At 71.3% G+C, this 12,715-nt stretch carries 11 protein-coding genes; 9 read left to right on the top strand and 2 right to left on the bottom strand.

What is annotated here, in order from left to right:
- Window positions 1-135 precede the first annotated feature (135 nt).
- From ACFV6D_RS32805 to ACFV6D_RS32815, 3 genes are all read left to right on the top strand, one after another.
- Window positions 136-1,053 (top strand): MBL fold metallo-hydrolase, encoded by a 918-nt coding sequence (locus tag ACFV6D_RS32805; protein ID WP_380562420.1) that lies wholly within the window; start codon window positions 136-138, stop codon window positions 1,051-1,053.
- Between the two features lie 80 nt (window positions 1,054-1,133).
- Entirely contained in the window at window positions 1,134-2,573 is a 1,440-nt protein-coding gene (locus tag ACFV6D_RS32810; RefSeq protein ID WP_380562408.1) for a carboxylesterase/lipase family protein, read from the top strand.
- A gap of 104 nt (window positions 2,574-2,677) precedes the next feature.
- Window positions 2,678-3,007 (top strand): deoxyxylulose-5-phosphate synthase, encoded by a 330-nt coding sequence (locus ACFV6D_RS32815; RefSeq protein ID WP_380562410.1) that lies wholly within the window; start codon window positions 2,678-2,680, stop codon window positions 3,005-3,007.
- 66 nt (window positions 3,008-3,073) lie between these two features.
- On the opposite strand, the gene ACFV6D_RS32820 is transcribed toward ACFV6D_RS32815, so the two are convergent.
- Window positions 3,074-3,736, bottom strand: a complete 663-nt coding sequence (locus ACFV6D_RS32820) for a GDSL-type esterase/lipase family protein (protein WP_380562412.1) — start codon at window positions 3,734-3,736, stop codon at window positions 3,074-3,076.
- Window positions 3,737-4,171: 435 nt separating this feature from the next.
- Here ACFV6D_RS32820 and ACFV6D_RS32825 point away from each other — a divergent pair, with 435 nt between their 5' ends.
- The 4 genes from ACFV6D_RS32825 to ACFV6D_RS32840 all read left to right on the top strand — a co-directional run bounded on the left by ACFV6D_RS32825 (window position 4,172) and on the right by ACFV6D_RS32840 (window position 8,258).
- Window positions 4,172-5,227 (top strand): ABC transporter ATP-binding protein, encoded by a 1,056-nt coding sequence (locus tag ACFV6D_RS32825; RefSeq protein ID WP_380562414.1) that lies wholly within the window; start codon window positions 4,172-4,174, stop codon window positions 5,225-5,227.
- A gap of 31 nt (window positions 5,228-5,258) precedes the next feature.
- Window positions 5,259-6,512 (top strand): ABC transporter substrate-binding protein, encoded by a 1,254-nt coding sequence (locus ACFV6D_RS32830; RefSeq protein WP_380562422.1) that lies wholly within the window; start codon window positions 5,259-5,261, stop codon window positions 6,510-6,512.
- A gap of 62 nt (window positions 6,513-6,574) precedes the next feature.
- Window positions 6,575-7,429: an ABC transporter permease gene (locus ACFV6D_RS32835; RefSeq protein WP_380562423.1), complete on the top strand. Its 855-nt coding sequence runs from the start codon at window positions 6,575-6,577 to the stop codon at window positions 7,427-7,429.
- A 13-nt stretch (window positions 7,430-7,442) separates the two neighbouring features.
- Complete coding sequence (locus ACFV6D_RS32840; protein ID WP_380481386.1) at window positions 7,443-8,258, top strand: ABC transporter permease; 816 nt, start codon at window positions 7,443-7,445, stop codon at window positions 8,256-8,258.
- 119 nt (window positions 8,259-8,377) lie between these two features.
- On the opposite strand, the gene ACFV6D_RS32845 is transcribed toward ACFV6D_RS32840, so the two are convergent.
- Window positions 8,378-10,432, bottom strand: coding sequence for a transglycosylase domain-containing protein (locus tag ACFV6D_RS32845; RefSeq protein WP_380562416.1), 2,055 nt, complete (start codon window positions 10,430-10,432; stop codon window positions 8,378-8,380).
- Window positions 10,433-10,890: 458 nt separating this feature from the next.
- Between ACFV6D_RS32845 and ACFV6D_RS32850 the strand changes: the two genes are divergently transcribed.
- Window positions 10,891-11,094 carry a cold-shock protein gene (locus tag ACFV6D_RS32850; protein ID WP_030918248.1) on the top strand — a complete coding sequence of 68 codons (204 nt, stop codon included), beginning with the start codon at window positions 10,891-10,893 and terminating at the stop codon, window positions 11,092-11,094.
- 372 nt (window positions 11,095-11,466) lie between these two features.
- Window positions 11,467-12,715, top strand: a 1,249-nt coding sequence (locus ACFV6D_RS32855; protein ID WP_380562418.1) for a DEAD/DEAH box helicase, incomplete at its 3' end; no start/stop codon positions are given.

Here is a 12,715-nt window from a genome sequence, read left to right on the forward strand (position 1 = left end):
GAGTGGTTGGTGCCCGTCCGGATGTCCAGGATCGGTCTCATTCGGCCGCCCGTTCGGCCGCGTATCCCGGACCCGAGGACGGACCGCATGGATCAGAACATCAACCAGAGCATGGATCAGCACATGGACCAGAACATGGATCAGGACCCCGACCAGATCACCCTGGGCGACGTCACCGTCACCCGCGTCAAGGAGTTCTACGGCTCGACCGGGCTGGCGCCGGGCCAGTTCTTCCCGGACAGCCCCGCCGGCTCGTGGGACGAGCACCGCGACTGGCTGGTGCCCGACTTCTGGGACCCGGAGACGGACGAGTGCCGTACGGCGATCCAGTCCTGGCTGCTGCGCAGCGAGGGGCGCACGATCCTCGTGGACACCGGCGTGGGCAACCACAAGGACCGTCCTTACGCGCCGGTGTGGAGCCGCCTGGAAACGGGCTACCTCGACAACCTCGCCGCTGCAGGGGTACGGCCCGAGGACGTCGACGTCGTGGTCAACACCCATCTGCACGTCGATCACGTGGGCTGGAACACCCGCCTGGACGGCCGGGACTGGGTGCCGACCTTCCCGAACGCGACATACCTGATGCCCCGGCGGGACTTCGAGTTCTGGGACCCGGCCAACGAACACAGGAGCGTGTTGGGCCGGGGGAACCAGAACGTGTTCGAGGACAGCGTCGCACCGGTCCACGCGGCGGGGCTGACACACCTGTGGGAGGGGACGTACCGGATCGACGGGAATCTGCGGCTCGATCTCGCTCCCGGGCACACTCCCGGCTCGTCCGTGCTCACCCTGGAGTCCGGCGGCGACCAGGCCCTGTTCGTCGGGGATCTGGTGCACACCGCGTTGCAGATCGCGGAGCCGGAGACCAATTCCTGTTTCTGCGAAGACCCGGCGGAGTCCCGCGCGACCCGGCGCAGGCTGCTCGGCCGCGCCGCCGAGAACAACGCGCTCGTCCTCCCGGCGCACTTCGGCGGCAGGGGGGCGATGGAGGTCGCGCGCAGCGGGTCGAAGTTCGCGATCAAGGAGTGGGCGGGTTTCTCCCGGATCTCCTGACGTCCTGATCTCCTGACGTCCCGTCCGGAGATCCCTCAAGCGATGTCCCCTTCGTTCCCTTCCAGAGAGGAAGTCATCCTGTGCCCCGACAGGCAGATCCGGTCGTCGAAACCCCGGCGGGCGCCGTGCGCGGCGTCCGTGGCGAGTCCGGCGAGCGCTTCCGCGCCCTTCCGTACGCGGCGGCGCCGGTCGGTGCCGGCCGGTTCGCCGCGCCCGCGCCGCACCCGGGCTGGTCGGGTGTCCGTGACGGCGGCAGGCCCTCGCCGACCGCTCCCCAGCCGGCCCGGGACTTCGGCTGGCTCGACATGAGCCCCTACTTCGGGCCGGGCTGGGTGCCCGGCGAGGAGTACCTGACCGTCGACGTCCACACGCCGGCCGCCGACGGGGGCGGGCGCCCCGTCATGGTCTTCGTGCACGGCGGCGGGTTCGTCACCGGTTCGAACCGTGCGGCGCTCTACGGCGGCGGTGCGTTCGCCCGCGACGGCGTCGTCCTGGTGACGGTGAACTACCGCCTCGGCGTGCCGGGGTTCCTGGAACTGGCGGGTGCTCCGGCCAACCGCGGGCTGCTCGACGTGCTCGCCGCGCTCAGGTGGGTGCGGGGCTCGGTGGCGGCCTTCGGTGGCGACCCGGGGAACGTCACGGTCTTCGGCCAGTCCGCGGGCGCCACGCTCGTCGGCGCGCTGCTCGCGACTCCGGCGGCCGCCGGTCTGTTCCGGCGGGTGATCGTCCAGAGCGGCAACGGCTGCGGCGCGTTCACGCCGGAGCAGGCGCAGCGGGTCACCGCCGCGGTGGCGGCCGCGCTGGGCGTCGAGCCGACCGTGGAGGCGTTCGCCCTGGTCCCGGACGAGCGTTTCGTGGCGGTCCTGCCCGCGCTGGCCGGCCTGGATCTGCGGACCGGCACCGCTTCGGACCCGCTGGCCGGGCTCAGCCCGTTCAGCCTGGTCCTGCCGGCGCAGCCCGCCGACGCCCTCGCCGACGGCCCGGCCGCCGACGTCGATCTGCTCATCGGCACCACCACCGAGGAGGGGCACCTCTACGTCGTCCCGCAGGGCGGTCTGGAGTCCACCACGGACGCCGACGTACTCGCCGTCGCCGCCCGGGTGCACCCGGATCCGGAGGCCGCCCTGGCCGCGCACCGCGCGGTTCGGCCGGGTGCGACACCGGGCGAGCTGCGCTCCGCTGTGCTCGGCCAGGCCCTGTTCGAGGCCGGTACGGCGCGTCTGGCGCAGGCGCACGCGCGGATCTCGGGCGGCCGTACGCACCGTTACTCGTTCGGGTACCGCTCGACGGCTCTGGGCGGGCGGCTCGGCGCCGCCCACACCGTCGAACTGCCCTTCGTGTTCGACGTCGCCGACGAACCGTGGCTGCACGGGGACACCGGGCTGCTCGGACCCGAACCCGCCCCGGCGGGGCTCGCAGCCCGGGTCCACGGTGCCTGGGTCGCGTTCGCCTGCACCGGGGACCCGGGCTGGGCCGCCTACGACCTGCGGCGACCCGTGGTGGAGGCCTTCGGCGGCTGAGCGCCGCCAGTGACCGTCAGGAATCGCCAGAGGCATGGCTCCCCCAGTGCTGGACCGGAGAAAATCCGGTCGGCTCGGCTGCCGCCGACGCATAGTCTGGCCGCATGGCCCATGCGAAGACCTCGTACGTCTGTCTGCCCTGCCGGGCCTCGTACAAGCAGCGCTACCTCGGTACGCACGAACGGCGCTGCCCGCGCTGTACCGAGGCGCTGATCCACGTCGGCTCGGCCTTCGCGGCACCGCGTCGGAGGGACGCCGCTGGCTGGCGGACGCTCTCCGTGCTGCTGCACGCGGGGGTCCGGTTCCACAAGGGCTGCTGTGGTGGCCCCGGCTACCGGCCGCGCACGCTCAGCGAGGTGCGCGAGCGGATGGCACACGCCCGGCTCACCGGGGCACCGTTCGCCCGCGTGCTGGTGCGCCAGGAGCTTCCCTAAGCTCATTGGCTCTCCCCGAACCACCCGCCCACCCGATCGCCGGGTCGCGGGTGGTCTCGGGCCCGGTCAGGCGACCAGGCGCAGCCAGGCTGCCGCGAGTGCGGCGTGGCCGGCGGGCGTCGGGTGGACGCCGTCCGCGGACCAGTGCTCCGGGCCGGCCGTGGCGGCGAGTTCGGCGAACATGCCGTCGGCGGCGAGCAGGTGCGCGCCGTAGGTGCGGGCGAGCTTGCGCACGGCCTGGATCTTGGGGTCCAGGTCGGTGCGCCATTGCCGTCGTTCTTCCGCTCCGATGAGGGCGGCGCCGGCCTCGATGACGCCGTGGACCGGCAGGAGGAACGGCTCGATGAGGATCAGCTGCGCGCCCGCCTCGGCGAGGGGCGCGAGCAGGCGGTCGTAGCCCGCTTCGAACTCCTCCGCGGGGATCACGCGCCCCTCCGGGTCCAGCGTGTGCCAGCCCATGTCGTTGACTCCGGCGAGGATCGACACCACGTCCGGGCGGGCGTCGAGCACGTCGGTCTGCCAGCGGGCTTCGAGGTTCATCACCTTGTCGCCCGCGTTCCCGGTGTTCAACCAGGTCACGGGCCGGTCCGGGTGCCGGAAGCCCCACTCGCCCGCGACGCGCAGCGGGTAGCCGTACCCGAGGGCGTCTTCGCTCTGCTGCCGTTGGCAGTCGGTGATCGAGTCGCCGGTGAACATCACGGTGCTTCCCGGTCGGATGGTGATCGTCATGTGCGCTCCTTGGACGTGAATATGGACGTGGGCATGGACGTGGACGTGGACGTGAATTCGGTTGACGTGGACGTGAATTCGGTTGACGTGGACGTGAATTCGGGTGAGGAGGGGCAAGGCCGGACCTCTCGAAGGTGCCGGACCTCGCCGTCATCGGGCTGACAAGCGCCGCCATGTCACCGCCATGCCCCCGTCATCGCGCTGACGGCCCCCGAGGCCGGTGGGCCGCCGTCGCCCGGGCCGGTGGCTTTTCTGCTTCAGTCGAGGATTCAGAGGATTCGACAGCCCCGCGGATCCGACAGCAGAAGCCGCGAGACCGAGGTGCGGATGACGTCCAGCCCAGTTCCCAGTCCGTCCGCCAGCCCCTCTCCCAACCCGCCGGAGCACACGTCGGGCTGCTCGGCCGGCCGGCCGCTCGTACCCGGTGCGGTCGCGTTGTCCGGGGTCAGCAAGGCGTTCGGCGTGGTCAGCGCCGTGGACGGGATCGATCTGGAGATCAGGCCGGGCGAGTTCTTCTCGATGCTCGGGCCGTCCGGGTCGGGCAAGACCACGGTGCTGCGCATGATCGCGGGCTTCGAGGCGCCGAGCGCCGGCCGGGTGCTGCTGGGCGGGGTCGACGTCACCGGCTTGCCCGCGTTCGACCGCGACGTCAACACGGTGTTCCAGGATTACGCCCTCTTTCCGCATCTGTCGGTGTGGCAGAACGTCGAGTACGGGCTGAAGGTCAAGCGGGTGCCGCGGGCGGAGCGGGCCGCACGGGTGGCCGAGGCGCTGGCGAGCGTGCAGTTGCCCTCCTTCGGTGACCGGCGCCCGGCCGAACTGTCCGGCGGGCAGCGCCAGCGGGTCGCGCTGGCCCGCGCGCTGGTCAACCGCCCGTCCGTGCTGCTGCTCGACGAGCCGCTCGGCGCCCTCGACCTGAAGCTCCGGCTGGAGATGCAGCTCGAACTCCAACAGATCCAGCGCGAGGCCGGGATCACCTTCGTCCTCGTCACCCACGACCAGGACGAGGCGCTCACGATGAGCGACCGGATCGCGGTCCTCAACGCCGGCCGGATCGAGCAGGTCGGTACTCCCGCCGAGGTGTACGAGCGGCCGGCCACCGCGTTCGTGGCGGGCTTCGTCGGCACCTCGAACCTGCTCCGGGGCGCCTGCGCCGAGCAGGTCTTCGGCCGGCCCGGGACGTACTCGGTGCGCCCCGAGAGGATCCGCATCGCCCGTCCGGAGGACCCGACGGGGCCCGACGAGTACGGCGTCACCGGGACCATCGGCGAGGTCGTCTACGCCGGCGCGCAGACCCGCTTCCTGGTCGACCTGGCGGCGGGCGGGCGGCTGGTGGCCGTCCGGCAGAACCTCGACGGCTCCGGTCTCGACGGCTCCGGTCTCGACGGCTCCGGTGCCGACGCCTCCGATGCCGACGCCTCCCGCCGCCGGGGGGCGAGCGTCCTCCTGGCCTGGCGGCGACACCACACCGTCCGTATCGACAACTCCTGACCCTCAACCCTTGACGAAAGCGATCGAGTTCATGAGCACCACGCGCCCCCGACGCCGCCGAACCCTGCGCCGCCGCCCCCCGCACCGCCGCCCCCTGAGCGCCCTGGCGGCTGCGGCCGCCCTGCTGCTTCCCGTGGCGTGCGCGTCGAACTCCGGTGGCGGCGGCGGCACGGGCACCGGGTTCACCGCACCGGACATCCCCGCGCAGAAGTCCCTCGGCCCGGGCGAGGGCACCGTCAACATCGTCGCCTGGGCCGGCTACGTCGAGTACGGGCAGGACAACAAGGCCGTCGACTGGGTCACCCCGTTCATCCGGCAGACCGGTTGCAAGGTGAACCTCAAGGTGGCGGGCACCTCGGACGAGATGGTCGCGCTGATGAAGACCGGCCAGTACGACACCGTCTCGGCTTCCGGTGACGCGACGCTGCGTCTGATCGCGGGCGGCGACGTCGCGCCGGTCAATACCGCGCTCGTCCCCAACTACGCCGATGTCTACCCCGGGTTGAAGAACCGCCCGTGGAACTCGGTCAAGGACGTGCCGTACGGGATCCCGCACGGGCGCGGCGCCAACCTGCTGATGTACAACACCGACAAGGTGACCCCCGCGCCGACCTCCTGGGGCGCGGTCTTCACCCCGGACTCGCCCTACGCCGGGCACCTCACCGCGTATGACAGTCCGATCTACATCGCGGATGCCGCGCTGTACCTGATGAGGACCAGGCCCGAGCTCGGCATCAGGAACCCCTATGCCCTGACCTCCTCCCAACTGGACGCCGCGGTGGCGCTGCTCAAGGTCCAGAAGAAGCAGGTCGGCTCCTACTGGAGCGACTACACCAAGGAGCAGGCGGCGTTCGACTCCGGCGACGCCCTGATCGGCACCACCTGGGAGGTGATCCAGCAGGCGGTCGCCGCCGACGGCAGGGTGCGGACGCAGGCGGTCCTGCCCGTCGAGGGTTCCACCGGCTGGTCCGACACCTGGATGGTCTCGGCGCACGCCCAGCACCCCAACTGCGCCTACGCGTGGATGGATTACATCGTCTCGCCGTCGGCCAACGCGCAGGTCGCCGAGTACTTCGGCGAGGCCCCGGCCAACTCCAAGGCCTGCGCGCAGATCACCGACAACCCGGGCTTCTGCGCCGACTACCACGCCACCGACGAGAACTGGTGGAAGGACGTCTACTACTGGACCACGCCCACCGCGCAGTGCGCCGACGGCAGCGGCCGCGACGACTGCACCGCGTACGCCCAGTGGGTCACCGCCTGGAACGGGATCAAGAGCTCTTGAGCGCCCCCGCCACGGCACGCACCCCGGCGCACACCCCCGCGCGCACCCCGACACGCACCCCGATGCGCCGGCTGGCCGGGCTGCTGGACCGGCGCCCCGGTCTGCGGCTCGCGGCGCTGCTGGCGGCGCCGATGACCTGGCTGGTGCTGGCGTACCTCGGCTCGCTGGCGATCCTCCTGCTGTCCGCGTTCTGGACCACCAACGCGTTCACCTCCGCCGTCGAGCAGCGCTGGACCCTCGACAACTTCCGGTCGCTGCTGACCGATCCGCAGTACCGGACGGTCGCCGTGCGCACGCTGGGCATCGCGGTGTCGGTGACGGTGATCGACACGGTGGTCGCCCTCCCGATGGCCTTCTTCGTCGCCCGCGTCGCTCGGCCCGGGAGCCGGCGCCTGCTGCTGGTGGCGGTGCTGACGCCGTTGTGGGCCGGCTACCTGGTCAAGGCCTACGCCTGGTGGGTGATGCTCAGCCACGGTGGTGTCCTGGACTGGGTCGCCGCCCCCTTCGGCGGGCACTCCCCCGGTTTCGGCGTGCCGGCGGTGGTCATGGTGCTCGCGTACCTGTGGCTGCCCTACATGGTGCTGCCGCTGTGCACCGCGTTCGGGCAGCTGCCCGACAGCCTGCTCGCCGCCGCGGCGGACCTCGGCGCCGGCCCCTGGCGGACCCTGCGCACGGTGGTGCTGCCGCTGGCCAGGCCGGCGCTCATCGCCGGGTCGGTCTTCACCTTCTCGCTGAGCCTGGGCGACTACCTGACGGTGCAGATCGTCGGCGGCACCACGTCCATGCTCGGCAACGTCATCGCGTCCAACGTGACGCTGAACCTGCCCCTGGCGGCCGCGCTGTCCTGCGTCCCGGTGCTGCTGATCGTGGGCTACCTGCTCGCCGTGCGCCGCACCGGCGCGCTGGACAGTCTGTGAGGCCGACGCCCTGATGCAACTCTCCCGCGGTGCCCGGATCCTGCTCCGGACGGCGACGGCCCTGGGGTTCGCCGTCATCTACGCCCCGCTGCTGCTGGTCCTGGTGAACTCCTTCAACGCCTCGCGCTCCTTCGCCTGGCCGCCGTCCGGCTTCAGCACCCGCTGGTGGACGGCCGCCTGGCAGGAGACCGGGCTGCGCGAGGCGCTGGCCACGTCGCTGAAGGCCGGGCTCGGAGCCACCGGGGTGGCGCTGGTCCTGGGCACCATGGCGGCCTTCGCCGCGACCCGGTACCGGTTCTTCGGACGGCAGTCGGTCTCCTTCCTGCTGATCCTGCCGATCGCCCTGCCCGGCATCGTCACCGGCATCGCGCTCAACGCCGCGTTCCGCACCGTGCTGACCCCGCTCGGGGTGGGCTTCGGCCTGTTCACCGTGGTCGTCGGGCACGCCACCTTCTGCATCGTGGTGGTGTTCAACAACGTGTCGGCGCGGCTGCGGCGCATCGCGCCGTCGGTCGAGGAGGCGTCGGCGGACCTCGGGGCGGACACCTTCCAGACCTTCTGGCACGTCACGCTGCCGGCCGTGCGCGGCGCGCTGCTCGCCGGGGCGCTGCTGGCCTTCGCGCTCTCCTTCGACGAGATCGTGGTGACCACCTTCACCGCGGGCCCCGGCACCCGGACGCTGCCGCTGTGGATCTTCGAGAACCTGGCCCGGCCCAACCAGGGCCCGGTGGTGGATGTCGTGGCCTCGGTGCTGATCGTCCTGGCCGTCCTGCCGGTCTACCTGGCGCAGCGCCTGTCCGGCGAGCCGCTGGAGGGGCACGGCCTCTGAGCGGCCCCGGTCGCAGATGCTCGCGGGGGCCGCGCCGGATTCCGTCGGCGCGGCCCCCGCTCAGAACGAGCACGCTCGAAACGAGCACGCTCAAAACGACCACGCCCAGAACGAGCCCGCTAAGGCAGCTGCACCGGGGTGAAGGCGCCCGCCGGGGTGTCGGCGAGGGCGCCGTTCATGGCGTCGCGCCAGATCGGGCCGGCCAGGGTGCCGCCGAAGGCCTGGCCCACGACGGTGCCGCCGATGCGCTGGCCGTCCAGGGGCTTGGGGTTGTCGGTGTCGCTGACGACGGTGGCGCCGGCCATCTCGGGGGTGTAGCCGACGAACCAGACCTGGCGGCTCGCGTCGGTGGTGCCGGTCTTGCCGGCACTGTCGCGGCTGCTGAGGCCGGCGGTCTGGCCGGTGCCGTCCTCGACGACGCCCTTGAGCATCGCGGTGACGGTGTCGGCGGTGGTGGTCGACATCACGGCGGAGCAGTTCGCCTGCGGCACCGCGAGCTGCTTGCCGTCGGGGCCTGTCACCGAGGCGATGGCGGTCGGCGCGCAGTAGGTGCCGTGGGCGGCGAAGGCCGCGTAGACGCCGGCCATCTCCAGCGGGGTCAGGTCGTTGCTGCCGAGCGTCATCGACGGGACGACCTGGAGCTTCTCGCCGCCCGCCTGCTGGGTGATGCCGAGCTTGTTGGTCATCTGGGCGACGTTGCACAGCCCGGCGTCGCCCTCCAGCTTGGCGAAGTAGGTGTTGACGGACTGCGCCATGGCCGTCTTCATGTCGAACTGGCCGGTGAGGCTCTGGCTGTCGTTGTGCACCTGCCCGGCGGAGGGGAACCGGCCGCCGGAGCAGTCCGTCATCGCCGGCCACGGGATGCTGTAGTCGGTGGTGTAGCTCTGGCTCGGCGAGATGCCGTTCTCCAGGGCCGCCGCGGCGACGATCGGTTTGAACGTCGAGCCGGTCGGGAAGCCGAGCCCGCCGCCCATGGCCTTGCCGACGTTGTAGTTGATCTGGGTCTGGTGCTGCTTGCCGTCGACGCCGTACGGGCGGCTCTGGCCCATCGCGAGGATCTTGCCGGTGCCCGGCTCGACGATGCTCATCGCGGTCGCGGCCTGGTCGCCGGCGTTCACGTGGGCGGTGACGGAGGCGTAGAGCGAGGCCTGGGCCTTGGGGTCGAGCGTGGTGTGGATCTGGAGGCCGCCGCGCTTCCACACCGCCTGCCGTTCGGCCGCCGACTTGCCGAAGGCCGGATCGGTGAGCACCGTCTGGCGCACGTAGTCGCAGAAGAAGCCCTCGCCCTGCTTGGCCAGGATGCAGCCCTGCTGCGGCGCCTGGACGTTGAGCCCGAGCGGGGTCGCGATGGCCTGCTGGGCCTGCTCCTTGGTGATGTGCCCGTACTCGGCCATCTTGCGCAGCACGGTGTCGCGCCGGTCCTTCGCCGCGGTCGGGTTGACCGTCGGGTCGTAGCCGGTGGGCGACTGCACCAGGCCGGCGAGCAGCGCGGCCTGCGGCAGGGTGAGGTCCTTGGCGTGCACGCCGAAGTAGCGCCGCGCTGCCGACTCGATGCCGTAGGCCTTCTCGCCGAAGAAGGTGATGTTCAGGTAGTTGGTGAGGATCTGGTCCTTGCTCAGGGTCTCCTCGACCTTGATCGCGTACTTCAGTTCCTGGATCTTGCGGCCGACGGTCTGGCGCTGCGCCTCGGCCACCTTCTGCGGGTCGTCGCCCGCCTCGTCGACGAAGACGTTCTTCACGTACTGCTGGGTCAGGGTGGACGCGCCCTGCGCGGTGCCGCCGGAGGTGGCGTTCTTGTCCAGGGCACGCAGCACGCCCTTGAGGTCGATCGCGCCGTGCTCGTAGAAGCGGTTGTCCTCGATGTCGACGAGTGCGGTCTTCACCAGCGGGGATATCTGGTCCGCCGGGACGACGGTGCGGTCGCGGTCGTACACGGTGGCGATCGTGCCGCCCTGCGCGTCGAGGATCGTCGAGGCCTGTGAGAGCGCCGGGGTCTTGAAGTCGTCGGGCAGGCTCTGGAAGTCGTCGGCCGCCGACCGGGCGCCGAGCCCGGCGGCCGCCACCGCGGGCAGGGCTATGCCCGCCGCCACGATCCCGGCGATCACGCTCACCCCGATCAGCCGCGTTCCGTGCCCCAGTTTCCGCATCTCCATCGCCTCCCGCTTCTCCGCCATGTCGTGCGCGACGTTACGTGCGCGTCATGAGGAACTCCTTGGGAGGCGGACCCCGCCGTGTCACAGCCCTGTGACAGTCCGCCGCTCGCCTCGGGTTCCAGCGGTTGTCGCGACACCCCGTCCAGCTCCGGCGAACTCCGCGAAGTCCGTCATCCGAGGCGGCAGAATTGACACTTCCTGCCGTTGGCGCCGGAGAGGGCAAGGGCGGTCTTTCCGAAATCCGGCAGCCCCGGGGGAGGCTCCCGCGAAACCCGGGGCGACAAATTCGCCCGTGGCGGGCCCGAGCCTGCTAGAGTCGTACGAGTTGCAGTAGTGGTTCCCATGGACTTTGTGTGCGCCTGCTGATGTTTTGCAGGCGCATTTTTGTTTCCCGGCTCTTCCCCGGGTGGGTGCTCATCGCGGCGACTCGGAGCCTGCATGGTGCGGGCTTCGGACAGCCCTTGAAGGAGATTATTTTTATGGCTAATGGCACCGTGAAGTGGTTCAACGCGGAAAAGGGCTTCGGCTTCATCGAGCAGGAGGGTGGCGGCCCGGACGTCTTCGCCCACTACTCGAACATCAACGCCAACGGCTTCCGTGAGCTGCTCGAGGGCCAGAAGGTCGAGTTCGACGTCACGCAGGGCCAGAAGGGCCCGCAGGCCGAGAACATTCGCCCGCTGTAGTTTTTCTGCCATGGCACCCGCCTAGCAGCGAGGGGCCCGCACCGCGTACATGTTGCCCGGTGCGGGCCCCTCGGCATTGCGTCACGGACGCATTCCCGGCCGCTCAGGCCCCCTGGCTCCGCCACCGGCGGCCATCCCCACGCGAGACCCACAGCTCCGCGTCCGGATCGGCGCCCTGCCGTGACAGCTCACGGTTCGAGGTCGTTCGCTCCCGCCCCTCCCGGGTGAGCGCCGACCGTAGGTGACGTGCCGCACGGTTCTACCGTCCACGCTCCGCCCGTCACACTTCCGGCCCGTTCCCTTGCGGTCTCCGTCGGCGCCCCGCGCCACGGGGCCTTCCTCGTGACGCGCCGCCTTGAGGAAGGTTTCCACGTGAACCGCTCCAGTCGCTCCTCGTACCAAAACGCCAACTCCCGCTCCGGCGCAGGCTCCCGCTCCGGCGGCAGTTCCTTCTACGGCTCCCGTCCGGCCGGCGGCCGGCGCTCCTCCGACCGGGGCCGCCGCCAGGACTCCTCCCCGCAGGGCGAGTTCGCGATGCCGGTGAGCACCACTCCCGCCCTGCCGGCCGTCGAGTCCTTCGCCGAACTGGACATGCCCGCAGCCCTGTTGAAGACGCTGACCCGCCAGGGCGTCACCTCGCCGTTCCCCATCCAGGCCGCGACGCTGCCCAACTCGCTGGCCGGCCGCGACGTACTCGGCCGGGGCCGGACGGGCTCCGGCAAGACCATCGCCTTCGGTCTCGCCGTCCTGGCCCGCACCGCGGGGCAGCGGGCCGAACCCCGCCGCCCGTTGGCCCTGGTGCTGGTCCCCACCCGCGAGCTCGCGCAGCAGGTCACCGAGGCGCTCACCCCCTACGCCCACTCCGTGCGGCTGCGGATGGCGACCGTGGTCGGCGGGATGTCGATCGGCCGCCAGGCGCAGGTGCTGAACCGCGGGGCGGAGGTCGTGGTGGCCACCCCCGGCCGGCTCAAGGACCTGATCCAGCGCGGCGACTGCCAGCTGGACGGGGTCGGCGTCACCGTCCTCGACGAGGCCGACCAGATGGCCGACATGGGCTTCCTGCCCCAGGTCACCGAGCTCCTCGAACAGGTCGCCGAAGGCTGCCAGACCATGCTGTTCTCCGCCACCCTGGACCGCAACGTCGACCGCCTCGTGCGGCACTTCCTGAACGACCCGGTCACCCACTCGGTGGACCCGTCCGCAGCAGCGGTCAGCACCATGGAGCACCACGTGCTGCACGTGCAGAACCACGACAAGAACGCCACGATCGCCCACATCGCCTCCCGCGACGGCGGGGTGATCATGTTCACCGACACCCGGGACCGCGCCGACGCGCTGGTCGAGGACCTGCTCGCCAACGGGGTCAAGGCCGCGGCCCTGCACGGCGGCAAGTCCCAGCCCCAGCGCAACCGCACCCTGGAGCAGTTCCGCACCGGCCAGGTCACCGCGCTGATCGCCACCAACGTCGCCGCCCGCGGCATCCACATCGACGGCCTCGACCTGGTCGTCAACCTCGACCCGCCGAGCGACCACAAGGACTACCTCCACCGGGGCGGCCGCACCGCCCGGGCCGGCGAGTCCGGCACCGTCGTCACCCTCGTCCTGCCCAGCCAGCGCCGCC

Source organism: Kitasatospora sp. NPDC059812 (assembly GCF_042732075.1).
GTDB lineage: Bacteria > Actinomycetota > Actinomycetes > Streptomycetales > Streptomycetaceae > Kitasatospora.